The organism is Paracoccus denitrificans (assembly GCF_900100045.1).
Lineage (GTDB): Bacteria > Pseudomonadota > Alphaproteobacteria > Rhodobacterales > Rhodobacteraceae > Paracoccus > Paracoccus denitrificans.
The window spans coordinates 23,672-48,000 of the sequence record NZ_FNEA01000033.1 but is presented as its reverse complement, the minus strand read 5'-3'; the positions used below and the strand labels follow the sequence as shown (position 1 = coordinate 48,000).

Annotated in this window: 26 protein-coding genes; 12 read left to right on the top strand and 14 right to left on the bottom strand. The window is 62.2% G+C overall.

Annotated features, from left to right (window positions below; genetic code table 11):
• From BLT64_RS26600 to BLT64_RS21750, 3 genes are all read right to left on the bottom strand, one after another.
• Positions 1 to 117 (bottom strand): polysaccharide biosynthesis protein (locus BLT64_RS26600; RefSeq protein WP_175474421.1); only part of this gene is annotated, 117 nt, incomplete at its 3' end.
• 345 nt (positions 118 to 462) lie between these two features.
• Positions 463 to 597: a transposase gene (locus BLT64_RS26595; RefSeq protein ID WP_437438289.1), complete on the bottom strand. Its 135-nt coding sequence runs from the start codon at positions 595 to 597 to the stop codon at positions 463 to 465.
• 114 nt (positions 598 to 711) lie between these two features.
• Positions 712 to 1,281 (bottom strand): recombinase family protein, encoded by a 570-nt coding sequence (locus BLT64_RS21750; protein WP_011746445.1) that lies wholly within the window; start codon positions 1,279 to 1,281, stop codon positions 712 to 714.
• 324 nt (positions 1,282 to 1,605) lie between these two features.
• Here BLT64_RS21750 and BLT64_RS21745 point away from each other — a divergent pair, with 324 nt between their 5' ends.
• On the top strand, positions 1,606 to 1,887 hold the full coding sequence (locus BLT64_RS21745) for a GNAT family N-acetyltransferase (RefSeq protein ID WP_011746446.1): 282 nt from the start codon (positions 1,606 to 1,608) through the stop codon (positions 1,885 to 1,887).
• 817 nt (positions 1,888 to 2,704) lie between these two features.
• Here the strand turns inward: BLT64_RS21745 and BLT64_RS21735 are convergent.
• Together BLT64_RS21735 and BLT64_RS21730 are read right to left on the bottom strand one after the other, a co-directional pair.
• Positions 2,705 to 2,950: a conjugal transfer protein TraD gene (locus tag BLT64_RS21735; protein WP_011746448.1), complete on the bottom strand. Its 246-nt coding sequence runs from the start codon at positions 2,948 to 2,950 to the stop codon at positions 2,705 to 2,707.
• 1 nt (position 2,951) lies between these two features.
• On the bottom strand, positions 2,952 to 3,278 hold the full coding sequence (locus BLT64_RS21730; protein ID WP_175474420.1) for a conjugal transfer protein TraD: 327 nt from the start codon (positions 3,276 to 3,278) through the stop codon (positions 2,952 to 2,954).
• 172 nt (positions 3,279 to 3,450) lie between these two features.
• On the opposite strand from BLT64_RS21730, the gene traA reads away from it, so the two are divergent.
• Positions 3,451 to 6,447, top strand: coding sequence for a Ti-type conjugative transfer relaxase TraA (gene traA, locus BLT64_RS21725; protein ID WP_011746450.1), 2,997 nt, complete (start codon positions 3,451 to 3,453; stop codon positions 6,445 to 6,447).
• A 54-nt stretch (positions 6,448 to 6,501) separates the two neighbouring features.
• Here traA and BLT64_RS26585 read toward each other — a convergent pair whose 3' ends face one another.
• Positions 6,502 to 6,801 carry a hypothetical protein gene (locus tag BLT64_RS26585; RefSeq protein ID WP_128492968.1) on the bottom strand — a complete coding sequence of 100 codons (300 nt, stop codon included), beginning with the start codon at positions 6,799 to 6,801 and terminating at the stop codon, positions 6,502 to 6,504.
• Positions 6,802 to 7,140: 339 nt separating this feature from the next.
• Between BLT64_RS26585 and BLT64_RS21720 the strand changes: the two genes are divergently transcribed.
• From BLT64_RS21720 to BLT64_RS21705, 4 genes are all read left to right on the top strand, one after another.
• A complete protein-coding gene (locus tag BLT64_RS21720) occupies positions 7,141 to 7,356 on the top strand; it encodes a helix-turn-helix transcriptional regulator (protein ID WP_011746452.1) in 216 nt (71 codons plus the stop codon).
• A gap of 303 nt (positions 7,357 to 7,659) precedes the next feature.
• A complete protein-coding gene (locus BLT64_RS21715; RefSeq protein WP_041529689.1) occupies positions 7,660 to 8,079 on the top strand; it encodes a putative toxin-antitoxin system toxin component, PIN family in 420 nt (139 codons plus the stop codon).
• On the top strand, positions 8,076 to 8,336 hold the full coding sequence (locus BLT64_RS21710) for a toxin-antitoxin system HicB family antitoxin (RefSeq protein WP_011746454.1): 261 nt from the start codon (positions 8,076 to 8,078) through the stop codon (positions 8,334 to 8,336). The genes BLT64_RS21715 and BLT64_RS21710 overlap by 4 nt, the downstream gene beginning before the upstream one ends.
• A 19-nt stretch (positions 8,337 to 8,355) precedes the next feature.
• Complete coding sequence (locus BLT64_RS21705; RefSeq protein ID WP_011746455.1) at positions 8,356 to 10,005, top strand: recombinase family protein; 1,650 nt, start codon at positions 8,356 to 8,358, stop codon at positions 10,003 to 10,005.
• Here BLT64_RS21705 and BLT64_RS21700 read toward each other — a convergent pair.
• Positions 9,898 to 11,691 (bottom strand): recombinase family protein, encoded by a 1,794-nt coding sequence (locus tag BLT64_RS21700; RefSeq protein WP_011746456.1) that lies wholly within the window; start codon positions 11,689 to 11,691, stop codon positions 9,898 to 9,900. The two genes, BLT64_RS21705 and BLT64_RS21700, sit on opposite strands and share 108 nt — an antisense overlap.
• A gap of 624 nt (positions 11,692 to 12,315) precedes the next feature.
• On the bottom strand, positions 12,316 to 13,353 hold the full coding sequence (locus BLT64_RS21690) for an aldo/keto reductase (protein ID WP_011746458.1): 1,038 nt from the start codon (positions 13,351 to 13,353) through the stop codon (positions 12,316 to 12,318).
• A gap of 176 nt (positions 13,354 to 13,529) precedes the next feature.
• Here BLT64_RS21690 and BLT64_RS21685 point away from each other — a divergent pair, with 176 nt between their 5' ends.
• Positions 13,530 to 14,429: an AraC family transcriptional regulator gene (locus tag BLT64_RS21685; protein ID WP_011746459.1), complete on the top strand. Its 900-nt coding sequence runs from the start codon at positions 13,530 to 13,532 to the stop codon at positions 14,427 to 14,429.
• A gap of 529 nt (positions 14,430 to 14,958) precedes the next feature.
• Here BLT64_RS21685 and BLT64_RS26580 read toward each other — a convergent pair.
• The 6 genes from BLT64_RS26580 to catB all read right to left on the bottom strand — a co-directional run bounded on the left by BLT64_RS26580 (position 14,959) and on the right by catB (position 21,038).
• Entirely contained in the window at positions 14,959 to 15,864 is a 906-nt protein-coding gene (locus BLT64_RS26580; RefSeq protein ID WP_011746461.1) for an S-4TM family putative pore-forming effector, read from the bottom strand.
• Positions 15,861 to 17,297, bottom strand: coding sequence for an SMODS domain-containing nucleotidyltransferase (locus BLT64_RS21680; RefSeq protein ID WP_011746462.1), 1,437 nt, complete (start codon positions 17,295 to 17,297; stop codon positions 15,861 to 15,863). Before BLT64_RS21680 ends, BLT64_RS26580 begins: the two co-directional genes overlap by 4 nt.
• Before the next feature lie 662 nt (positions 17,298 to 17,959).
• Positions 17,960 to 18,859: an NAD(+) hydrolase PdTIR gene (locus BLT64_RS21675; protein ID WP_011746463.1), complete on the bottom strand. Its 900-nt coding sequence runs from the start codon at positions 18,857 to 18,859 to the stop codon at positions 17,960 to 17,962.
• Positions 18,860 to 19,194: 335 nt separating this feature from the next.
• On the bottom strand, positions 19,195 to 19,473 hold the full coding sequence (locus tag BLT64_RS21670; protein WP_011746464.1) for an SH3 domain-containing protein: 279 nt from the start codon (positions 19,471 to 19,473) through the stop codon (positions 19,195 to 19,197).
• A gap of 125 nt (positions 19,474 to 19,598) precedes the next feature.
• Entirely contained in the window at positions 19,599 to 20,276 is a 678-nt protein-coding gene (locus BLT64_RS21665) for a YecA/YgfB family protein (RefSeq protein ID WP_011746465.1), read from the bottom strand.
• A 126-nt stretch (positions 20,277 to 20,402) separates the two neighbouring features.
• The gene (gene catB, locus BLT64_RS21660; RefSeq protein ID WP_011746466.1) at positions 20,403 to 21,038 is read right to left on the bottom strand and encodes a type B chloramphenicol O-acetyltransferase; all 636 of its coding nucleotides are present in this window, start codon (positions 21,036 to 21,038) and stop codon (positions 20,403 to 20,405) included.
• Positions 21,039 to 21,298: 260 nt separating this feature from the next.
• On the opposite strand from catB, the gene BLT64_RS21655 reads away from it, so the two are divergent.
• The 5 genes from BLT64_RS21655 to BLT64_RS21635 all read left to right on the top strand — a co-directional run bounded on the left by BLT64_RS21655 (position 21,299) and on the right by BLT64_RS21635 (position 24,244).
• Entirely contained in the window at positions 21,299 to 21,655 is a 357-nt protein-coding gene (locus tag BLT64_RS21655) for a hypothetical protein (protein WP_011746467.1), read from the top strand.
• Between the two features lie 8 nt (positions 21,656 to 21,663).
• The gene (locus BLT64_RS21650; protein WP_011746468.1) at positions 21,664 to 22,017 is read left to right on the top strand and encodes a DUF2200 domain-containing protein; all 354 of its coding nucleotides are present in this window, start codon (positions 21,664 to 21,666) and stop codon (positions 22,015 to 22,017) included.
• A gap of 238 nt (positions 22,018 to 22,255) precedes the next feature.
• Complete coding sequence (locus BLT64_RS21645; protein WP_011746469.1) at positions 22,256 to 22,672, top strand: hypothetical protein; 417 nt, start codon at positions 22,256 to 22,258, stop codon at positions 22,670 to 22,672.
• Positions 22,673 to 23,204: 532 nt separating this feature from the next.
• The gene (locus BLT64_RS21640) at positions 23,205 to 23,882 is read left to right on the top strand and encodes a DNA methyltransferase (RefSeq protein WP_011746470.1); all 678 of its coding nucleotides are present in this window, start codon (positions 23,205 to 23,207) and stop codon (positions 23,880 to 23,882) included.
• Between the two features lie 71 nt (positions 23,883 to 23,953).
• The gene (locus BLT64_RS21635) at positions 23,954 to 24,244 is read left to right on the top strand and encodes a hypothetical protein (protein WP_011746471.1); all 291 of its coding nucleotides are present in this window, start codon (positions 23,954 to 23,956) and stop codon (positions 24,242 to 24,244) included.
• Positions 24,245 to 24,329 lie beyond the last annotated feature (85 nt).

The window sequence follows — 24,329 nt, the reverse complement described above, 5'->3', positions numbered from 1 at the left end:
GTCGCGCGAGAAGACAATGATCTTTCGGGGCTTGAACCGCGACAGCAGCGTCTGGACATACTTCTTGCCAAAGCTGCCGGTCCCGCCTGTAATCAGGATGGATTTATTGTCGAACATGTTGGTCGTCCTGTCAAAACTTCATACGTTAGAGAACGCGATGGCCGTGTAAAAACTCGGATACATGCAAATACTCAAAACAGTAGATGGGGCAGATGCCCCGGACCGGCCAATGCACACACGGCGATCCCTTCGGCGGAACATAACCGCCGCCCCGCTCATGGCACAATGCGCCAACGAATGCCATAGGCGGGATCGCGCGCGCGGGGCCAAGTGTTGCCGAACAGCGTTCAAGGGTGGAGCGTCTAGTATCCGGGCCAACCATGAGTCCCCCACGATCTTTTGCCGCCCTAGCCAGCCCAGCCGCGACATGGCCCCGATGATCAGGAGCTGCCGAATATCGGCTTATCCAGCTTTCGAGACGCGGCCCAGGCGATCCCTTCCGCCCGAGGAATGTTGCCGCGGCACCAACTCGAGCCATGCCGCAAAGTCGCGCTCGCGCCTGAACTGTGCCATGTCGAGGCCGAACGCTTCGAGGATCAGAGCTGTCTCCGTTTACAAGACCTGCGCCGACAGCAGTGCGGATTTCTACGATGACAGTAAGCGATGGCAGCCAGTGCCGGCTCTATGTGGCTTGGCGATTCTGAGCGGACGTCAAGCCAACTCGTTGCATTGCCTCAACTGCCGAAGATGACGCCGCAGAGTTCGGGGTGAGACATTGTATCTTACCGCTACTTCTTTGATCGGGAGTTTGCCGGATTCTCGCATGGCCTCGGCCACCTGGTCCCGGGTCATCGACGGTGGACGTCCGAGACGAAGGCCTCGGTCCCGGGCTTCCTGCATGCCGGCCTTGGTGCGCTCGCTGATCAGGGAGCGTTCGAATTCGGCGAGTGCGGCCATGATATGAAAGACCAACCGCCCGCCGGACGATGCCGTATCCAGCGACTCGCATAGGGACTGGAACTCCACCCCTCGTTCACCCAATTCTTCGATGAGCAGGACCAGCCCGGACAGGGACCGGCCGAGCCGATCCAGGCGCCAGACCACCAGCGTCTGACCGGGCCGGAGAGAGCGGAGCATGGATTTCATGCCGGGTCGCTCCATGGAAGATCCGGAAATTCCCCGGTCCTTGAAGATCTTTTGACAGCCGGCCCGCCGCAGGGCAGCGATCTGTAGGTCGAGCTTCTGGTCTTCCGTAGATACTCGGGCGTATCCAACTTTCATCGAAGTTTCCTTTTCACGCTGTTGGGCACGCATTTCGACAGATCATCCATTGGTTGAGCTCCGAAATGACGGTGCGTCATCGGTACCGCCTCGTTGACAGAACGGGACCCCATTCGCCCTGGCGCACACACTCAGCGGGTAAAAAAATAAAATCTATAAATTTCATGAAACTACAATGTCCCATCTTGGTTAATTAAGGCAATACAAGAATGGGTCCTATCTGACATGGCGAACCATTCGGCAATGGCGATCTCAACCATAGAGAGAATCCGTGTTCTCGGCGCTCGAGCGCCGTCTCCACGCCAGCACTGAAAGGAAGCAGATATGCAGATCCGCTACGAAGAAGTCTCGGACAAGGCCCGATACATCGCCTGCCCAAAAGGCGAGTGCGTGGAACTGGTCGTAACCGAACCGGAGCCAGGCATGCGGGTTGCCTATTACACTGCCATTCCTGGCGGTCGTGAGGACAGGGCGATCGCCCGCGCACTCATCCAGCGCCTTGTCGAGGATGCGCGCATTCGCGGCCAGGTCGTCGTCCCGCTGTGTCCGTTCGTTCGTGCGGAAGCGCAGAAGAATCCTGACTGGTCGGACGTCATCCGGCATTGAGCCTCTCAGCCCTGATTCCTGGCTGCGCGGGAGTTCAGCAATCTTGCGATAGCCGTACCGGCCATAGCGGCGGGCCCACGCAACGATGTCTTCGGTCAGTTGCTGCTCATCGTCTCGGCCGCGGAGGATGTCGAAGGACTACGAGCGCAACCAAAAGCAGCTGGCGCTCAACAACTATGGCCGCGCTGGCGGCGCGAAGTCTGGCCGGGGTGGCAGGGCGCTGCTGTCGGGGGCCATGACGTGCGGACGGTGCGGACGACGACTGAGTGTCGCCTAACCGTCCTGCTGCATCGCGGCCGTGCGTCATGGCTAAGAACATCGTCGGCGCGGGTCGCCAAGCGCCGCGGCAACAAGCGCGCGATGGTTGCGCCCGGCCGCCGGATCGCCGTCGTTCTGCACCGCATGTGGCGCGACGGCACGGCCTTCCAGCCGGACTCGGCACCGACAATGATCTGACCGGCTAGCCACTCCGCCCGCCACCCGCCCGGGCGCGGGCCTCCGGAGTCCCAAGGGAACGTGGTTCCGGCAATGCCGTGGGTCTGACTGTTGCCGCCCGAGCGGGCGAGCACGCAAGTGAGATGGGCAGGCCGGAATTGCATCGAACCAGCATCATGTTGGCAGCCGCCGCGCTGAGCACGGACCGAAGCATGCACCCCAGGGACACCAGCAGCGAGGCCGCGATCTGGGGACGGATGGCTACCTGGAATATTTAAACCCCGCTTCGGCGGATTAGGCCGCTTGGCCAAAAACGCTTGACGGAGACGGCCCCGTTGCCGAAGTCGGACCGAAAGTTCGGTGCCGATTGACACTGCTACGGTTAGATTGCGTCATGTGCACCTTTCGCCCGTTCCGCCTCGAACACGTTTTTCCCCTTTCCAGTCCATAATTCTCGCGCATATTCGCCGGCATCACTCTGGAGCCTGTCAGCTATCCAGAGGAGTGCGCCGTAGATCATGGCGCGGTCATCGCCGGTCAGATCCACGATGCCCGCCTTGATGACGAGGCCGCCGAGTTCGATCAGATGCCGCGTGCGCTTGCGGCGCTCGACCTGCCATGAGCGCATGTCATGCCGCGCCCGCGCCGCTTGCCGCCGATTGTGCGCCGCCCGGTTGCGTTTGAGCGCTGCCTGCGTTGCGGTCAGGCGTTGGTGCAGATCGCCGTGATTTCCCACGAAAGAACGCGACCCCGCGCTTGGCCCATGCGTCCCTCTTTCCGGCATCGGTCGTTTCCGCCAGAACCACCAGCGCCCCGGCCAATTCGTCGGCGGTCAGTGCATCCGCCCCGGTGGCGATCACCAGTTCGCCGAGTTGCTGCACCTTGCGGGTTTTGAGTTCCCGCGCCTTGTCTTCCAGAGCCTTTAGCTCGGCATCGTAGTCGCGTGGCTTGCGCATTGCATCCTCCATAAATTGTTGATGCCACGATGATAGTTGCGCGTGGCGCGGAACGCAGTAATGTTGCCGGGACGGTGTGGAACGGCCCGGTCCATCCCGAGATTTTTTCGAGGGAGGGCGCGCTTATACGTCGTTCCGATGTGCGCTTGACCGTGGCAATGCTTGGATCGCGATGGCGATCTATCATCTTCACGTCAAGGTCATTGGCCGCAAGGCCGGGTCAAGCGCGGTGGCCTCCGCCGCCTACCGCTCGGCCTCGCGGATGCGCGACGAGCGCATCGACCGAGTGCAGGATTTTTCCGCCAAGCGCGGCGTCGTCCATTCCGAGGTCATGCTGCCCGATAATGCGCCCGAGCATCTTGGCGACCGCGAACGGCTCTGGAACGATGTCGAGGCGTTCGAGGTTCGTAAGGACGCCCAGCTTGCCCGCGAGGTGGAATTTGCCATTCCCCGCGAGATGACGCAGGCGCAGGGCATCGAGCTTGCCCGCGATTTCGCCCAAGCCGAATTTGTCGATCAGGGCATGATCGCTGACCTCAATGTGCATTGGGACATTGGCGAGGACGGGATGCCGAAACCCCATGCCCATGTCATGCTCACCATGCGGTCGGTGGACGAGAACGGTTTTGGCCAGAAGGTCCGCGACTGGAACCGCACGGAGATGGTGGAGCGGTGGCGCGAACGCTGGGCCGAGCATGTCAACGAACGTCTGGCCGAACTCGACATAGACGCCCGCATCGACCACCGCAGCCTTGAGGCGCAAGGGATCGGGCTTGAGCCGCAAAGCCAGATCGGCGCGCCCGCGCAGCGCATCGAGGGCGAAGGGATCGAGGCCGCAGACCGCGCCGACATGCACCGCGAGATCGCCCGGAACAACGGCGCGCGGATCATCGCCGATCCATCGGTGGCGCTGGACGCGATCACGCATCAGCAATCGACCTTCACGCGGCGCGACATGGCGAAGTTTGCGCACCGGCACAGCGACGGCATCGACCAGTTCAACGAGGTCATGGGCGCGATGCGCAATGCACCCGATCTGGTCGAACTAGGCAAGGACGGACGCGGTGAGGATCGCTTCACCACCCGCGACATGATCGAGGCGGAACAGCGGCTGCACCGCGCCGCCGAGATGATGGCCGGGAAGGGGCGGCACGAGGTCAGCGACTGGAACAGGGAGGCGGCACTTGCCCGCGCCGAACAGCGCGGCCTTGTCCTGTCCGGCGAGCAGGCCGATGCGCTGGCGCATGTCACGGACGGGCGCGACCTCGGCATTGTCGTCGGCTATGCCGGGACGGGAAAGAGTGCCATGCTCGGCGTGGCACGCGAGGCTTGGGAAGCGGCGGGCTATGAGGTGCGCGGTGTTGCCTTGTCCGGCATCGCGGCCGAGAATCTGGAAGGCGGATCGGGCATTGCGTCGCGCACCATCGCCAGCATGGAACACGGCTGGAAGAACGGGCGCGACATGCTCACGTCCCGCGACGTGCTTGTCATCGACGAGGCGGGCATGGTCGGCACGCGGCAGCTGGAGCGCGTCCTGTCCCACGCGCAGGAAGCAGGCGCAAAGGTCGTGCTGGTTGGCGATCCGCAGCAGTTGCAATCCATCGAGGCGGGCGCGGCCTTCCGTTCGATCCACGAGCGTCATGGCGGCGCGGAAATCGGCGAGGTGCGCCGCCAGCGCGAGGACTGGCAGCGCGACGCCACCCGCGATCTGGCGACTGGCAGGACCGGCGATGCGATCAGCGCCTATGACAGAAACGGCATGGTGCATTCCGCCGACACGCGCGAACAGGCGCGCGGTGATCTGATCGACAGATGGGACGGTCAGCGGCAGCACAACCCCGACAGCAGCCGCATCATCCTCACCCACACCAATGCCGAGGTGCGGGAACTCAACGAGGCAGCCCGGGACCGGATGCGGGCGGCTGGCGATCTTGGCGAGGACGTGCGCCTCACGGTCGAGCGTGGCGAACGCAGCTTCGCCGCCGGGGATCGCGTGATGTTCCTGCAAAACGAGCGCGGCCTTGGTGTGAAGAACGGCACGCTTGGCACCATCGAGGATGTCAGCCCGCAATCCATGTCGGTTCGCACCGATGACGGGCGTAGCATCTCGTTCGATCTGAAAGACTATGACCGCATCGACCACGGCTATGCGGCGACGATCCACAAGGCACAGGGCATGACGGTGGACCGGACGCATGTGTTGGCAACGCCCGGCATGGACGCCCACGGCAGCTATGTCGCCCTGTCGCGTCATCGCGACGGAATGGACCTGCATTACGGTCGCGACGACTTTGCCAGTCAGGACAGGCTCATCAACACCCTGTCGCGGGATCGCGCCAAGGACATGGCGACCGACTACGAACAGCAGATCGACCCGGCACAGGATTATGCCGAACGGCGCGGCATTACCTTCCGCGCCCGTGTCGCCCAGATCATGCGCAGGCTGATGCCGGAGCGTGTGCGCGATGCCATAGACGATTATATCGACAGCCTGCGTGCGCCCGGTGAGCATGTGCCAGCAGGACCGGACAGGGAGGCGGCAAGGAGAGAGGTGCAGCGCGACCTTGAAGTCACGTCACGCAAGACCGGCATTGAGCCGGAAGAACTCTTGCGCCGCGCCAGTTCCGGGCAGGCTTTCGTGCGCCATGCCCGTGCCGTGGATGCGATCTTCGCGGCGCAGGACCTGGGTGTCGCTGCGACGCCCGGGCAGGTGCAGGAGCTGCACGAGGCCCGCGCGGGTTTCGATCAGCACTACCCTCACGGTTCACGCGACGCCGAGGCCGTCTATAAACGGAATCCCGGATTTGCTGCGGATGTCGCCTCTGGCGATCCAGATCGCGCCGCGCCCGCTAGGCGCGCCCTGCAACTGGAAACCGGGATGCGCAGGAACCCCGGCCTGCGCGCGGATCGGTTCGTAGAACGGTTCCGGGAGGTCAGGCAGGCCAGCGAGTCCAGATATGCGGCGGGGGACTATTCCGGCTATCACGCCGCGCGGGCAGAGATGGGCAACATGGCGATGAGCCTCGAACGCGACCCGCAGATGGAATCCCTGCTCGAAACCCGCAAGAAGCAACTCGGCATCGGCATGGATTTCGACTCAGGGATGAGGCTTGGCCGGCAACTCGCCCTCAGTCACGGCCTTGGCAGGGGAAGGAGTATCGGGTTGTAGGAGGGACGGTGACTTTCGTTGGCAGCAAGATTCGTTAGTTTGAGCCCAACGCGGTCATTTGAGGGAATCGGGATCAAGGTCGATTACTGCCTTGGAAGATAATTGGCCGACATCGACATCAGGCAGAAGTACCACGAGAAGATCGCTGCCATACTGCTTCCTGCGCTTCACGAGCGCGGGACCAACATAAGCGGTCGTTCCTTGGTCCGCAACGCGGCACTCACCGCGATACTCTTGATCTGAAACGAGTTTTTTTATGATCGGCATAGGGCAGTTGACGGGCCAAATAAGGTGGCCGCGTGGGATCGAATCTCCTCCGGGGATAAACATCGCGTCTCCGATATGTAAGCGCATCGAGTTCCCTAGAGAGAGTAAGCAGGCAAAGATCTTCTGACAGATCTGGTGGGACGGCAAGTGACTGCATTGTCCCGCGAAGCGGATCTGTCACGGTTCGCACCGACGAGGCTTTGAGCATCCCGTACGAATCAGACCGCAATCCGGGCGCGGTAGCGGGTCGCCATCCGTCACATCCGGCCTTGGTCGGCACGAAGCGTAGAATTCGGACCCGTCCTATTTACCGCCGATTGCACTCCATAGCCCTACGCCTCCTGAATAATTATTGCGCAAAGGCAAATCGTTGCTCCGTCTGGTCTCTGCAATCGTCAGCAACGACCAGCAGGAGGCAGCGTAGCCATGCCCGCACCAGACCGCATCATCCGCATGAAGACCGTGCTTGCCCGCACCGGCCTGTCGAAGTCCACCCTCTACCGCAAGATGGCAGAGGGCACGTTCCCGCCCCGACTGAAGATCAGCGTCAACGGTGCGGGATGGCACGAGTCCGACATCGACCGTTGGATCGCCGATCCCGTCAGGTGGCGGCCAAAGGTAGAGGCCGGTCATGGGCGATGATGGAAATCGCCCCGGCAGAGAGGGACCGGCCAATGACAACTGCCCGCCCGATGGGCAAGGTGCTGGGCAGAGGGACGGTGCGTCGGAGCGACTGGACGCCGTGGTGCTGACCATCGCCCGGCTGATCGGCAGGCGTATGGCTCGCGAGGATTACGAGAAAGCCAGGTGCGCGGCCAACGACAATGCGCCACCCAATCGTGATGGGAGCGGGAAGGGGGCAGATGACACGGAATGAGCCTATCGCGAGAGAGATCGCAGACCGGAATATTGACATCATATGAGATGTCAGTATATGGTTTGAGCATGAGGCTGGTTCTGGACACCAACGTGATCGTGGCGGCGTTCCGCAGTCGCAACGGTGCAAGCAATCTGCTGTTGCGGGCAGTTGACCGGGGCGTGCTGACGCCGCTTTGCTCGACGGCGCTGTTTCTCGAATACGAGGCGGTGTTGAGCCGGGAGGAAACCCGGAAGGCGACAGGTCATAGTCTGGAGGACGTCACTGGGGTGATGAGCGCGCTCGCAGCCGTGTCCGAGGGCGTCGATATTTCGTTTCGGACGCGACCCATGCTGTCCGATGTCGCCGATGAGATGGTGCTTGAGGCCGCGTTGAATGGACAAGCCGAGGCCATCGTGACGCATAATGTCAAGGACTTCCGCCCGGCGCTCACGCTGGGCGTCACGATCGCAACGCCGGGAGAGATCGTCAGGAGGTTGAACACATGACGCAGGCCCAACGCTACAAATACCCGCTGCAACTGCCGCAGTCGCTCAAGGAGACGGCGGCACGTCTGGCGCAGGAGGATGGCGTATCGCTCAATCAGTGGATCGTCTCGGCGGTTGCGCAGAAGATCGGCGCGGTGGAGACCGCCGCCGATTTCCTGAAAGCGCGCGCTGGCACGGCGAAGCGCGGCGATCTGACGGCATTTCTGGATCGCGCACCGGATGTGCCGCCGATGCCGAAAGATGCCATCAAGGATTGATCGAACGGAGACCACCGCCATGACCCGCGCCGCCCTTTACGCCCGCTATTCGGATGACAAGCAGAACGAGGCGTCCATCGAGGACCAGTTCCGGCTCTGCCGGGAACATGCGGGGCGGGAGCGGTGGCAGATCGTCGGTTCCTACGAGGATGCGGCCATTTCCGGGGCCAGCACGATCCTGCGGCCCGGCATCCAGCGGCTGATGCGCGACGCACAGCACGGCGAGTTCAGCATCCTGCTGGCCGAGGCGCTGGACCGGATTAGCCGCGATCAGGCCGATGTCGCCACGCTCTTCAAGCAGCTGAAATTCGCGGGCGTCACCATCGTCACATTGGCCGAGGGAGAGATCACGGAACTGCATGTCGGGCTGAAAGGCACGATGAACGCCCTGTTCCTGAAAGACCTTGCCATGAAGACCCATCGCGGCCTTCGCGGGAGGGTGGAGAAGGGCAAGTCCGGTGGTGGTCTCTGCTACGGCTACAAGGTGGTGAAGAAGCTGGACGGTAACGGCGAGCCGATCCGGGGCGACAGGGAAATCATCCCGGAGGAAGCCGACACCGTCCGCCGCATCTTCCGCGAGTTCGCATCGGGCAAAAGCCCCAAGGCCATCGCTGTCGATCTGAACCGGGACGGCGTTCCCGGCCCGCTTGGCCGTGCATGGGGCGATACCAGCATCCGGGGCCACCGCAATCGCGGCACCGGCATCGTCAACAACGAGCTTTACGCGGGCGTTCTGGTCTGGAACCGGCTGCGCTTCGTCAAGGACCCGTCCACCGGCAAGCGCGTCTCGCGCCCGAACCCGGAAAGCGCATGGATCAGGACAGAGGTTCCGCATCTGCGGATCGTGGATGATGCACTCTGGAACGCGGTGCGCGAGCGCCAGAAGCAGATCGCGGAAATCTTCGGCCCGAACCTGGCGAATACCCGCGAGGATCGCATGAAACGGTTGCATCTGGCGAACCGGCCCGTCTCGCTCCTTTCCGGCCTGATGACCTGCGGGTGTTGCGGCGGGAAGATCGGCATCATCCTGTCCGACCGTCTCGGTTGCCTGAACCACCACCGGCGCGGCACCTGCACCAACAACCGCACTATCCTGCGCGACAAGCTGGAAGCTCGGGTGCTGACCGGATTACAGGAGCGACTGGTTTCCGCCGAGGCGGTGAAGGAAGCCGTCCGCGCCTATGTCGAGGAAACCAACCGGCTGAACCAGCAGCGCCGGACGCAGCAGGAGACTGACCGCCGTGCGCTGGCAAAGATCGAGCGCGCCATCGCCGGGATCATCGCCGCCATTGAGGACGGGATGTATCAGCCGTCGATGAAGGCCCGGATGGACGAGTTGGAACGCCAGAAGGCCGAGATTGTCGCCCGCATGGCGGAAGCCCCTGCCGATATGCCGGATGTGCATCCCAACGTCGCTGCGAACTACAGCCGCAATGTCGCGCGTTTTGCCGAAGCCCTTCGTGATCCTGACGGTGGCCGCGAAGCCGCCGAAGCGCTGCGTTCCCTGATCGGCGGGATCATCGTCACCCCCGGCGAGAAGCGCGGCGAGGTCCATGCCGAGCTACGCGGCGAGTTGATGGGCATTCTCGGTATCGCCGCCGTCCAGCCGGAACAGGGGCGAACATCTGTTATGTCGCCAGTGGCCGCAGGCCCCCGCAACCAACGATAATTGCGAAACCTCCAAGGCAACCGCCGAGGAGGTTTTTTGCTGTCCGCGCCACGGCTTCCGCGAGCCGCCCGATTGCGCCAGCAGGTTGTCCAGCGCCTCGGCCTCCGACAGGAAATCCGGGTTCTTGCGGCCCGCGGCAAAGCGCAGGATGGCGCCGAGATCGCCGCGCAGCACGATGGCCAGTTCGCCATCCTCCGGCACCAGCGTCACCTGCTCGACCAGCGAGCGCAGGATCTCCGCCGCCTGGGCGCGGCTGTCCTCTTGCTGCAGGTTCTCGGAAAGCTTGGCGATGCGTTGGGCATAGAGCGCCGCCATGTTCGGGTGCAACAGGGGAGGGGGCTCGTCGGCATTGGCAAGCTTTTCCGTCAACTCGGCCTTCCGCGCCTCCAGTTGTGTGATCTTGTCCTTGAGCGTCAGCGGCGGGACGCCCTGCAGGATGGCGTCGATGGCCTTGTCGAGTTCCCGCGTCGTGCGATCCAGGTCCCGGCGTGCGACCTCCAGATCGGCGCCGCGCTCCATCCGCAGCCGGTTCACCTCCCGGGTGAACTCGGTGCAGAACTCCCGGAACAGCTCCGGCTCCATCAGGTGTTTTTTGAGCCCGTTCAGGACCGAGGCCTCGAGCGCATCGCGGCGGATGTTGACGCGGTTGTCGCAGGTGCCCTTGTTCCGCGCCGTCGAGCAACCCAGGAGATCCTTCGAGATCATCGAATAGCCGCCCCCGCAGCAGCCGCATTTGACCAGGCCGGCGAAGAGGTGCTTCGGGCGCCGCCGGTCGTTCAGCGGATTACCTTCCGGCCGGCTGCGGGTCGAGAAGGCCAGTTCGCCCTGCCGCGCCTTCACCGCGTCCCAGAGCGCCTGGTCGACGATGCGCAGGTCGGGCACATCCTGGGTGACCCATTCGCTTTCCGGGTTCAGCCGTGAGACCCGGCGACCGGTGTCGGGATCCTTGACGTAGCGCAGCCGGTTCCAGACCAGCCGGCCGACATAAAGCTCGTTGTTCAGGATGCCGGTGCCGCGCTCGCGGTTGCCATGGATGGTCGACGGCCCCCATTCCCGGCCCATGGGACCGGGCACGCCCTCGCGGTTCAGCGTCATGGCGATGGTGCGCGACGAGAGCCCGCTGTCGTAATCGGCGAAGATGCGGCGGATCACGGCGGCCTGCGCCTCGTTGATCGTCCGGTCGCCGCGGATCGGCTCGCCATTGCCGTCGAACCGCTTCACCACATCGTAGCCGTAGGAATTGCCGCCACCGGATTTGCCGTCCTCGACCCGGCCGCGCAATCCCCGGCGCGTCTTGTCGGCCAGATCCTTCAGGAACAGGGCATTCATCGTGCCCTTCAGTCCGACATGCAGCTGGGTGATCTCGCCCTCGGACAAGGTGAACATTTTTATGTCTGCATAGCACATGCGCTTGTAGATGCCGGCGATATCCTCTTGGTCGCGGCTGATCCGGTCCAGAGCCTCGGCCAGCACCATGTCGAAGCGGCCGCGCGACGAATCCAGGATCAGCGCCTGGATGCCGGGGCGCTGGATCATGCTCGAGCCGGAGATGGCATGGTCGGAATATTCCTCGACCACCGTCCAGCCTTCCTTCTCGGCGCGCAGCCGACACATGCGGAACTGGTCGGCGATCGACGCCTCGCGCTGCTGGTCGGAGGAATAGCGGGCGTAGATGGCGACTCTCATGTGCGGGTCTCCGCGTCAGTCGGGATGTTGGTTATGCCCCTCGCGCTCTTCGGCCTCGACGAAATCCCGTGCCGCCCGTCGGGCGAGCATGCGGACCAGTTCGGCAAGGCGTGGGTCGGAGGAGGGCAGGGGCGCAGCGGACTTTCGGGCTGGTTCCAGGACCACCCGGAGCCGTTCCGCATCCGTGTGCCTCTGCCGTGCCATCGCCCCGTTCCGCTTCCCGCGCGGCAGGATCCACGCCAGAAGAATCGTGGCGTAGGACCGGGCGGAATCACAGGCAGGTTCGGGCGCATCGCATCGGACCTCGGCGCAGCACAGCGTAAACCGGCGCTGCCGCGCCTGCTGCAGGGGGTGCTGCGCGGCTGCATCCTCGTAGGGTGGCGTAAAAATACTGGAAAGTCGCGGGATATCTCGTCGCAGGTCACACCGTCGGCGGGGTTCCGCAGCTCAAGGACGGAACCTTGCGGGAGGGTTGAATCATCGTAGAGGGAAGCCGTCTGAGCATAGCGGAAGTCGCCCAGGAGGAACTTCTGCCAAGTCGCTTAGCCGCCGGCCTGTACTCAGTAAAAGTAAAGCCAAGGTCATCGCCCCGCCCATGGGCGCGGGCGGGGCGACGTGGGGACGTCAGCCCTTCTGCGAGGCGAAAGTCGCGCGATATTGCGACTGGCGTTCCAGCATCCAGCCCGGATATTCGGCCGGCAGCCTCGTCACCGTATCAAGCGCGGCCAGGTCCTCAGCCGTCAGCGCCACCTCCGTCGAGCGGATATTGTCCTGCAGCTGCTCGATCCGCTTCGCCCCGACGATCACGCTGGTCACTACTGGCTGGTGCAGCAGCCAGGCCAGCGCCACCTGCGCCACCGTGCAACCCCTGGCCGATGCGATCTCGCGCATCACGGCGATGGCGGCATCGCCGCGCTCCAGGTCGACCGGCGGGAAGTCGAAACTCGCCCGGCGGCCGTCATTCGCGGTGTTGCCGTCGCTGTATTTGCCCGAGAGGAAGCCGCCGGCCAGCGGGCTCCAGACCATCAGGCCGAGGCCCTCGGCTTGCAGCATCGGCACGATCTCGCGTTCGAGATCGCGGCCGACCAGCGTGTAATAGGCCTGAAGCGACAGGATCGGCGCCAGCTTGCTCGCCTCAGCGATGCCGACCGCCTTGACGATCTGCCAGGCCGCCCAGTTCGACAACCCGACATAGCGCAGATGGCCCTGCCGCACGAGCGTGTCAAGCGCCTCCAGCGTCTCGGTGATCGGGGTCAGCGGATCGAAGCCGTGGATCTGGTAGAGGTCGATGTGATCCATCTGCAACCGTTGCAGGCTGGCCTTGGCCTGCGCCATGATATGGCCGCGCGAGGCGCCGCGGGCGTTCGGGCCCTCGCCCATCACCCCAAGAACCTTGGTCGCGATCACCACCTCGTCGCGCGGAATGCCGAGGTTACGGATGGTCTGACCGAGGATCCGCTCGCTCTCGCCGCCCGCATAGACATTGGCGGTGTCGATGAAATTGATGCCGGCATCGAAGGCCGCCCTGACCAGGCTGTCGGCTTCGTCCTGACGCAGCTTGCCGATCTGGCCCCACATGCCCTCCGAGCCGCCGAAGGTCATGGTGCCGAGGCAGAGTTCGGAAACCAAGAGGCCGCTGGGGCCGAGAGTGCGGTAGCGCATGGGATGTTCCTTCATGTCGGATGGGCCGCCGGGGCGGAATGCCGCCGGGTCAGGGCGAAGATAGGGCCGCCCTGCCCAGGGTCGCGACGCCGATCCTCGCAAATCCTTGCACGATCCTCTCATTCGCGCCGATTCCGGGCTCGTGAATCGCCGACGCGGATCCTAGATTGCGCGCCATGGAGAACGATCATCTTGCCCCGCTCAAACATCTGATCGCCCGCCAGTGGCAGGCGCATGGCCGGGAAACCCCGATCGAGGGGCTGTTGCTGACCTCGGTCACGGCGCCGACCGGGCCGATCCATGCCGTTTATCGCCCGTCGCTCTGCGTGGTGGTGCAGGGCGTCAAGACCAGCATGCTTGGCGATCGCGCCTATCGCTATGACGCCGGTAAATGCCTGATCGCGTCGATGGAGGTGCCGATCCGGGCCGAGATCTCCCACGCCACGCCCGACCGGCCCTACCTGGCCTTCAGCCTGGCCTTGGACCCCGGGACGATCTCGGACCTGTTGCTGGCGCTGGATGGCACCGACGACGCCCCCGCCGGTGCGGCGCTGGCGGTCCATGCTTTTGGGCCGGAGCTTGCCGATCCCCTCTGCCGGTTGCTGGCCCTGTGCGACCGGCCGCGCGACATCGCGATCCTCGCGCCGCTGGCCCGGCGGGAGATCACCTGGCTTCTGCTGAATGGACCGATGGGGCCGGCGCTGCGCCAGATCGGCCTGGCGGGCAGCCGCATGGCGCGGATCGGCCGGGCCATCGCCTGCATCCGCGAGGGCTTCGCGGATCAGCTGAACGTGCGGCGGCTCGCCGATGTCGCGGGGATGAGCCCCGCGACCTTCCACCGCCACTTCAAGGCGGTCACGGCGATGACGCCGGTGCAGTACCAGAAACAGCTTCGCTTGCAGGAAGCGCGCCGCCTGCTGCTTTCCGAGCACGCCGATGTCGCCCGGATCGGCTACGCCATCGGCTATGAGAGCCCGTCGCAGTTCAACAGGGAATATCGCCGCCTGTTCGGATCGCCCCCGGGACGGGATGGGCAGGAGATCCGCAGGAGCCTCACCCCGCAGGTCGGGGGCTGAGGGGGCGGCGACATGGGCGGAAAGCGGTCTGACGGCGCGGCGGCACGGCACCTGCGGCAGACTTGAGAAAGCAGCCATCCGTTCGCGGTGCAGCAATCACCTTGCCCCGCGACCTGTGACGGGCGTAAAGTGGACGGTCAGCAGTGGGGCGTCGTAGCCGCGCCAAACTGATTAAGCCGAGGTTTGGTGACACGACGGAAGTGGGTGGCCGTGATCAGCTGCTCAGTCAGATTTGGACCTGCAGACTTCAGATTATGAGCCGCTCGACGGGCTAGACTCGAGATTCCCATCAATTCAACAACATAGAGCGCAAGCCTTTGAAACGGAGACACTTGCTGGCCGTTGATCGGAGGCGACAAACGGAAATCAACGGATTTACATGGAGCAAGGCGCGCAAACACTGAAAACATGGGTTGAGGTGGCGTTGAGGTGGCAACATTAAACATCCATCTCAGTGCGCGTGGTTGCGCCCAACCCATCCAGAACCTTACAAGAACGCGTCTCACAAGCGTGCCCATTTTCGCACTGATCAACTATTCAAGCCACTGTCTTCAATAAACTTCTCTGCCGCCACGCTCATTCGGTTCTCCATGCCTGGCCGAAGGACCGAGTACAAAAATGGCAGGATTAATGGACTTGCACTACGTCGAGCGTAAATGGCGTTCTGCAAGTCTCTAATCTCTGGCCAGAGCTTTGTCTCCGATAGCGTTCCACGAACAGCCTGCTTCCACAACGTTTCAGCAGAACTCAGGTTCCTTGCCTGCGCCGCTGATACATCTGTTTGTCGCCAGTAAGTTCGAATTGACCAAGCGAAAAATGGAAACATTGGCGAAAAAATAGATAGCACCGTTGTTTGAAGAGTGTAATTCAACCGCCAAGCCAATACAAAGCACAGGATGAACCCAACCACTCCCGCCCACTTGATCAGTGCAGCATAGTGCGACCGGAGCTCGCTATCATACCAAAGATTTGTCCGTTGACACAAAAGCACGCCTAGGTAGCGTGGTATGGTAGACACGGCCTCGGGATACCAATTCAAGATCGCTGGCTCTTTCTTTTGACGAAACTTTACAACATAGCCCTGAACCGTCTCGGGTGACAGCCTTTGGCCGACCAGGATTTCAGACCATGGCAGCGAAAACAAACGACAATCAAACTCTTCTGCTAATTTGGCTGCGTCAACAGACAACTTACCTAACCGTCGATCAATAATCAGCATATCAACTAGAGCAATGCTAAGCCCCGCTAGAGCGAACAAACTTTTCCAGTCAAGCAACCAAATTCCAGCAACTGCCATGAGTGCTGGCACAACCGCTGTCAGAAGAATTTGTAGGCCTACAAGGAGGTTCGCCTTCCGATAAACGATTGTCCGAGCCTTAAGAAACCTCAATACTGGCTCAGAGTTCTGTTCCCGAGCGATATTGTTCTTGGTCATTCGATCACCACGTGAAACGGCTTGCTCTTTCCAACGAGGATATCACCAGAACGCAGCACTATGAATGCTTCAACAAAGTGCACACCACGATAGCGCAGCTCTTCCCACCGCCTGGTGCCTGTAGACGCTGGATAGAAGTCGCCCCGGCCCGCTTGCGCAGTTAATGCTACAACACCGGTGTTCGTGACCCGCCACTCCACTCGACAATTATCTGGAACGTCTTGATCAAACCCGACGCGTGGAGCCAGCCAAACTCCACCGTTGGAGGGAAGGATCTCGCCATCTTCGATCCTCCGTCCGCCGCTGTTCTTGTGCCTATGCCATGAAGCGATGACATACACGTTCTCCGAAACATGCCCATTCGTGCGCCAGGTTGGCTGGCGAAGATAAGGCGGAGTATAAAAGCCTGCCGGAAGGAGCTTGGCACCAAATCTATAGAAAGCCTCCACGAGATCGCTAGAGTGACGCGCAGTTGTATCAAGAAGTGCCCGATAGGGCGAAACGATCTGGGCAGCAGCCTTTGTTAAAACCTCACCCTTGGCAAAGTCGCTCCCAAAGACCCTCTGCCACTTTTTGATACTTTCGTCGCGATCTTTCTCATCATACGCATCATCAACCCAAGTACGGTAGCGCTTCATGACCTTCCGAAGATTTTCGTACTGATCATCGGTCAACTGACTGGCGAAATCTTCCGTTGCCAGCTTCGGGTTTTGCACTCTCGGCTTTTTCGGTCGTGCTTGAAGCCAGTCATCCAGCCTGCCCAAGACAGTCTTTAGTGTAGTTGGGGTATCACTGAATGCAGCAGAGCCATGATCATACCAGTCGATTTGGTTTCCAATAAGCGTTGTGAGAAGAACTGATGGGCAGGTAAATGTTCCCTTGATATCTCTGATATACTTAATGAGCCTAGTCACTTTTCGGAATGAATTCGAGCCAGAATATCCGTTACGCTGCTTAATCCAAGCCGTGTATTCCATCGGCTCGCTCTGCACAAAGGCGTCATTGCCGCGATCGCAGACCTCATATCTTCTTATCCCACCCCTATCCTTAACCAATGGAGAGATGTCTATGCGCTTGTCGTTCGCGTAAACTATGGTGACGCAAAAGTCATAAACTTTGGTTTTATCTTTATAGGTCGCACTTTCGCTGAAGATCTTGCCCAGTTTCGCAACATAATCACTCGCGCTCCAGCCATCTACAGGCTCGACAGCTAATAGAAGGTCAGCGTCAAATTCGTCGCCATTTAGCGGCTTGATAATTGTTTCATGCGCCCAAGAACCTTGCTCGTGGAATGCAATAAATTTTGGCTTGTATTCAGATTGGCGTATGAATTTCTTTATTGCATCCACGCTACTTTCAAGACTGGCAATTCGGGAATCGTTTAGATTCACTGTATCCTGAAGAAACGACTTGAAAGTTGCGGTAAGCTTCATCCAGTATCCTCTTAGTGTTGCTTGGTTAGTCTATGCTTCTGGACCACCTTGAGCAATACAGCTCGTCGCGCGATCGGCTCACAGTTGAGTCGTTTGCCGGCAGACGCGTTTATGCTTCTATGTCATCGCACTTCACGCTTCTCGAACTCTGAAAGCCGCTTCCTTCTTTCCGGGCAGCCAAGGTGCTGAAGCGGAACACGGAACGCCACCCCACTTCCGGTCTCCGCCTCCTTTCCGGTCATTCGGCCATGCTTGCCTTGATCCAGGCGCGAATCGACGCCTCATGTCGGGACGAGAAAGACGGAGCGTTGCATAGTCAACAGGTTGAAATATAATGAGAAAACCGTTCGCGGGGCGGCCAACGTGGCGCGGGACTACCAGATCTTCGACACGGATGTGCAGGGGGTCTCGGTCACCATCTACCCTACCGGATACCGAGCACGCACGCTGTGCTACCGGGCCGTGGGTCGCCATCGGCCGATGCCCGGCGAGCCTAGCACCGGTACCTGTCACGGCCAACTACAAGCAGTGATGCCTGTCGACCTGCAACTTTGGAGAGCTCGGGGCAAGCAACCACTACAGGCGAATGTCCGCAAAGGGCCGACCTTGCCAGCGGCGAGCCAGGCGCGACGGGGCGACCGTGGCCGGGAGAGAGCATGCGGTCAATCTCTGATAATCGCCATAAGGTCGGCAACAATCTCGTCCACGCTTTTGGTCGAAGTGTTGAAGGCAAGTTTGTCGGCCATCGTTGGACTGAAGCTCGCCACCTCGTCCTTCGAGACCTTGTGCCAGATTGGCAGTATTCGAGACCTACCGGACGATTCCAACTGAAATAACCCGTCCAGCTCTTTCTGAGGCCACTCCTTCTTGAAAAAGTGGGTCGACAACACGACGATACCGAAGCGACTGGAGCCCAAACCCTTATCAATAGATCGGCGGAGGCTGTCACCAGGACGAAGCGAAAAGTCATCATACCAGACCTCTGCGCCCGCAGCCCTCAGAGTGTGTGCCAGGGCCTCTACGAAGTCGGCTTTGTCTTCCCAAGCGTGTGAGATGAAAATGTCATGCGGGGGAGCGGAGGTAAGATCGGCGTTGGTCGTCGGGCCAGCTGTTGGCTTCATCGCTGACAGCTCGCGTTGAAGACGCTGTTCCAATGATTGGTTCTCCAAAGTCAGCTTTCGATACCCGGCTTCAAGCTTTCTGGTTGCTTCCTCCTGTGTTTTCGACACTCGCTCCTGGTTTTTTTTCGCCTTTGCATCGGCTTTTTTCGCCTCATTCGCCTGAACGACCAGCTTCGCGCTGAGGCTGCTCTGCTTTTTTGCAATCTTAGTCGCGATGTCAGCTTGGCTCTTGCTCGTCGCCATCAGCTCTTTTTCCAAGCGGGAGGCCTCTGCCTGCTTCAATCGAAGCGCGGGTGCGGTTTTTGCCTTTGCTTGAGCGGCCATAGCGCTCGCAAGTTTTGCCCGAATTCCGGCATCCTTTCTTGCGATGGCCGCTCCGTCTGTTTGAAGTTTTGCGATCTCACGCCTTAACGTCTCTATTGCTCGATCATTCGCGCTCATCGTGGTTTCCTTTAGCCATTGGCACCAATGGGGAGCAGTTGGGTAGAGTGTTGTCCAGCCCCACGTTTACTGAAGAAGGGTCCGGGTGGCGGCTTTGCTGAATTTGCCGGAACTGCCACGCCGCTCTGCCGTCGGGCGGCTCTCCGCCCGCAGATCGGTCCGGGGGCGATGTCGCGCGTCGTCGCGCGGCAGCTGCAAGCGGCGGCCTCGTCCCGCATCGTCACTGTCGTGGCCGAAACTTTGCTGCAAGGCCGGTCGAACGTCAGCTTCCGGGGGCACGGTCACGCAGCAAATGTTGAGGCCGACCGGCAGCAATGGGCCGAGAAACGCTGCCGTCAGCGATGCGCCAGGTAGTCCGCTGAAACGTAACCCGAGATGGCAGGCCGGTCGGTGAGGAAGACTCTGCACCAGACCTTGCCGTTATTCGTGACGCAGTTCTGGCGGGTAAGGCGCGTTCCGTCGGGCAAGCCGATGATGATGTTATGCTCGAGACCTGGACCCTCGCGAAGCTTCAGCAGATCGCCTGGCCCGACGCCCTTGACCACTGCACCGGAACCGACCGCGCATCCGGCGGCGACCATGAGAGCGAGAAGAGCAGCAAGATGAGTTCGCATGATCCGACCTGAATCGTTTCACCATCACTACGACACCATCACGCCAAATGACAGCAGGCAGGTGCCGGACGGGAATAAAGGGTTGTCAGACCGGCCATCGAAGGCCCGTTTCGCCCGTAGACCCGTCAACTCTTGCCGCAGCATTGCTTGTATTTGCGTCCCGAGCCGCAGGGGCAGGGATCGTTCCGGCCCGGACGTTTGATGCGGGTTGGGGCGTGAGGGAGATTGCCTGCCTCCAGAACGCCCCCCGGGCGCGAGACGAGCAGGATCGCCGCGACGCAATTTGGGATCAGGTCGGGGGCATCCAGATCGATCTCGTCGATTTCTTCGTCGGTGAAGGTGCTGGTCCCTTCGTTGATGTCCTGCAGGGCCATCAGGAAGATCAGGGCCGAGCGCGTTTCCTCATCCGCCTGTTCGAGCACCGCCTGCCAGGCCTCGGGGCGCAGGCGCAAAGCGCGGGTGAAGCCATCCACCCAGGGTTCCCAGAGCGTTTCGTCGCTGTTCGGGTCCACCTCGTAGATCGGTTCGAGCCATGGGCTTCGTGCGATCTCCGAGGCAATGGCATTGTAATGCGCCATCACCGCCGAGATTGTTGCTTCTGCCGTTGCCAGGTCGGGGAACCGGGCATCGCCGGTTTCTCCCCAGACATGGAGGAGCCATTCGGAGGGCGGGATGAGATCGGGACATGACAGGATGCCGGTCACATAGCCGTCGAGCTCGCTTAGGCTCATCGGATGGTTTTCCTGGGGCAGGGCCCACAGGAGTTCGTGAAGGTGATCGAGGTCCCGATCCGATCTGCCCATGGTGGGCCTCCTTTGTCCTGACGCTTTGCCTATCCGTCCCAAGGTCGAATCGCAATGCGGCCAGGGGCCACGCATCGCCCGGTTCCGGCATGGATGCGCCCGCCCCAGGGGAGCGGGCGCGCTTCGTCATGCGGCCCGGATCTTTTCCAGCCAATACCTGTGCAGCCCCTCGACCTCGCCGCTGGTCAGCAAGGGTATGGCGGCGTGCAACTGTTCGTCGGACCAGTCCCACCAGCGCATCTCCAGCAGCAGCCCTATCTGCCGGTCGTCGAAACGCTTGCGGATCACCTTCGCGGGGTTGCCGCCGACAATGGCGTAGGGTTCCACGTCGCGCGTCACCAGCGCGCGGGTGCCGATCACCGCGCCGTCGCCGATCCGGATACCGGGCATGATGACCGCCTCGGAGCCGATCCAAACATCGCTGCCGATCACGGTGTCGCCCACAGGCTGATAGCCGTTCGCGGCGCCGGCGAAGGCGGGCACTTCGGGCATCCAGTAGAAGGGGAAGCTACTGATCCAGTCGTTCCGGTGGCCCTGATTGCCCGCCATGATGAAACCCGCGCCCGAGCCGATCGAGCAGAAACTGCCGATGATCAGCCGGTCCGCGCCCTCGTCGGGCAGCAGGTATCGGGCGCAATCGTCGAAGCCGTGGCCGTGGTAATAGCCGGAATAATAGCTGTAGCGGCCGACCACGATGTTAGGATTGGTGACCTGCTGGTCGAGGGTGATGCCCCGGAACGGGCTTTCGAAATAATTGTCCATGTGACGCTCTCTGAATGGATTCTGTCATGCCCGCTTGCGCAGGCAGAAACCGCGCGAGGGCCTGCTGGCCTCGCGCCCATGCCCCGGCATCCTGCGCGGGGCGTCATTCAGATCATTCGTCGCGCAGCCTTCATCGCGTTCTCGTCCTCTGGCATGGGCCTTGATGATGGATCGGAGGACGGCGGTCAAGCGGCCGGAACCGTTGCGATCATTCCCCGGCCTGTGCGAAGCTGTCCCATCCTCCAGCCCTTGGCAGACCCATGACCGAAATCGCACCGCAACCCCGGATCAAGCTGTCGAAGCTGCGCGATATCGGCTGGTCGCTCTGGGATCCCATCGGGCTGCTGGACCCGGAAAGCCGGGCGGGCAGGTGGGACGACGAGGCCAACCTGTCCTTCGCGGACGAATATGACGGCTATCTGATCGCGGCGGCCTCGCAACTGCGCCGGGGAACGCCCCGCGATGAGGTGGTCGCATTCCTGGTCGATATCGAGACCCGGCATATGGCGATGCGCGACAGCCCGAGTGTTCGGCTGAGGGCGGAAGCGGTCGTTGAGGCGATCCTGGCTGACGAGACCATCTGGACATGGCCCGATGCGCAGGGGCGGTTCGGTTAGGAGGCAGGATGACCAGGCACCAGATCTTCACCACCAGCTTCGCCAGCGTCTATCCGCATTACGTGGCCAAGGCGGAGAAAAAGGGCCGGTCCAGGGCCGAGGTCGATGAGATCATCCTCTGGCTGACCGGCTATAGCCCGGAGCAACTGGCAGCCCGGCTGCAAGACCGGACGGATTTCGAGACCTTCTTCGCCCAAGCCCCGCGCATGAACCCGGCGCGCTCCCTGATCAAGGGCGTGGTCTGCGGCGTCCAGGTGGAGGAGGTCGAGGATCCGCTCATGCGGGAGATCCGCTATCTGGACAAGCTGATCGACGAACTGGCCAAGGGCAAGCCGACGGAGAAGATCCTGCGGAAAGGGTGAGGCGTCCGAGCCTTCGCGACGAGCGCGTGGGCTGGCGGCTTGTCGCCGGCCGTCGTGCATTCTCGGCACCTATCCGCATCATCTCCTTGATCTCGCGCTCGTTCGCTTGACGCGCCGCCGGGTCTTGGGAACGCTGTCTTTCGCAGCAACGGCGTAGTGCAGCTGGTCGCAGGCGGAGCGTACATCCTCTGGCAGCCTGTCGTGAACGATCCCTGATCCCGCTGGTCCGGAGGCTTCCATGATCCTGATCCTGCTTGCCGTCATGCTCACCGCGCTCACCTGCATCGTCGCCTGGTATCTCGCCACCTGGGCGCTGCCGGTGATGGTCGCGGTCGAGACGTTCCGTCTCGCTCATGCCACCGAGGCCGGGTTCCTCCTCTCGGTCCTTGCGGCAGGAACCGCCGCGCTGCTGTCGGTGGGGCTGGTGCTTCTGGTGCTGTTCAAGGCGAAGAACCCGATCCTCTGCCTGCTGGCGCGGGCTGTCTTCGTGATTCCGGCGATGATCGCCGGATATGCCGTCGTGCATGGCGTTACCCATGATGCCATCGACTCCGCCATCGCACTGAAGCTGCTTTGCGGCACCGCCGGCCTGATCACCGGCATCGCGGCGCTGATCAATCTGAACGGTTTTGGAGAACTGGCGCCGCAGGCCTGATCCGAGGCTGTTTGGTCGTTGTTGGCGATATTGATCCGCCACTTCCTGCAAGGCAGGTATCACCGGATCGGCGTCGAAGGTCAGCGTGTCCTCGCAGCTGCGTTCAGCCATTCCCGCCTGCCGCACCCTGTTCTGTCGCATTGATCCGATGTGATCCGAGCCGGGCGCGGATCGTGGCTGTCCAGATGCCGGGCCGGGGCCTCGACCGGGCCGTGCCCAGCTCACCCCCGGCCCGAAGACTTTCCCGTTTCATGGATTTGTCCGCCACGCATCCGCCTGTCTGGCCGTCAAAGGGCAGGCGCCGCCTTGGGGCGTCGTCGGGGCGCAGGGCCGTGTCCTCGCCTGCGGCTGCGGGCCGCCCCACCCCTGCGCCCCGACCCATGACCGCCAGCCATGCGGCCGCGGGTCGGGCTGCGCCCTCGCCGCTCTGCCTCCGGGGAAACATGCGTTTCCCGAAGTCAGTCCGGTGAGGCGCGGCCCATCGGCGGATCAGGGCAAGGACCCTCCGCCCCGAACCCGAAAGGACAGAGACATGACCGCACAGGAAAACACCCCCCGCAACCTCGTCATCAATGCCGATTGCGTCGAGGCGATGCAGGCCTTCGGCACCGGCTCGGTGGATTTCATCCTGACCGATCCGCCCTATGTGACCCGGTTCCGCGACCGGCAGGGCCGTACCGTCGCCAATGACGACAATGCCCGCTGGCTGCGCCCGGCCTTCGCCCAGATGCACCGGGTCCTGAAGGACGGCGGTTTCTGCGTCAGTTTCTACGGCTGGAACAAGGTGGATTTGTTCGTGGAGGCCTGGAAAGCGGCTGGCTTCCGCATCGTCGGGCATCTGGTGTTCCGCAAGCGTTATGCCTCCTCGGCGCGGTTCCTGCGCTACGAGCACGAACAGGCCTATCTGCTGGCCAAGGGCGATCCGGAATTACCTGCGCAGCCCGTGCCCGATGTGCTGGATTTCCCCTATACCGGCAACAGGTTGCACCCGACGCAGAAGCCGGTGGCGGCGCTGCGCCGGCTGATCGGGGCGTTCACCCAGCCCGGCGATCTGGTTCTGGACCCGTTCAGCGGCAGCGGTTCCACGCTGGCGGCGGCGCATCTGCTGGGCCGCGACTGGCTCGGGGTGGAGCTGGACGTGAGCCATTACCAGACCATCGGCAGGCGGATGGCGGCCCTGCAAGAGCGGGACCGGAAGGCGGCGGCATAGGCCCCGCGACCCGAGGGCGCCCGTCATGGGGCGGGCGCCACACCCCACAGCTTCAAGGAAAGGATTTCGACATGCGCTGGATTGTCACGAAGGACCATCACGGTGGCTGCATCGGACTGGGCGAGGACGCCGACGGCGTTCCCGCACGCGGCAAGCCCGGAGACGGCGATGCCCTGCCGTCGGAGTTCCGGCTTTACACCGCGCGCGGCAGGCTCTTGTTCGAGGGCCGTTGCGGCGACATAGACGCCGATTGGTGGCACGGCATGGAGCCGCTGCTTTACGCCTGGACCACGTTCCGGTGCCGCCGGCTGACCTGGCGCCCGGCTGGGACGGATGAACCCTGGCGCCCGCTGCGGCCATAGGCGACCTACCAGCCCACAATATCACGGCCGCCGGTCCATCGGATCGGCGGCCGTCGCGTGTGTGCAGCGCATAGGAAAGGCGCCG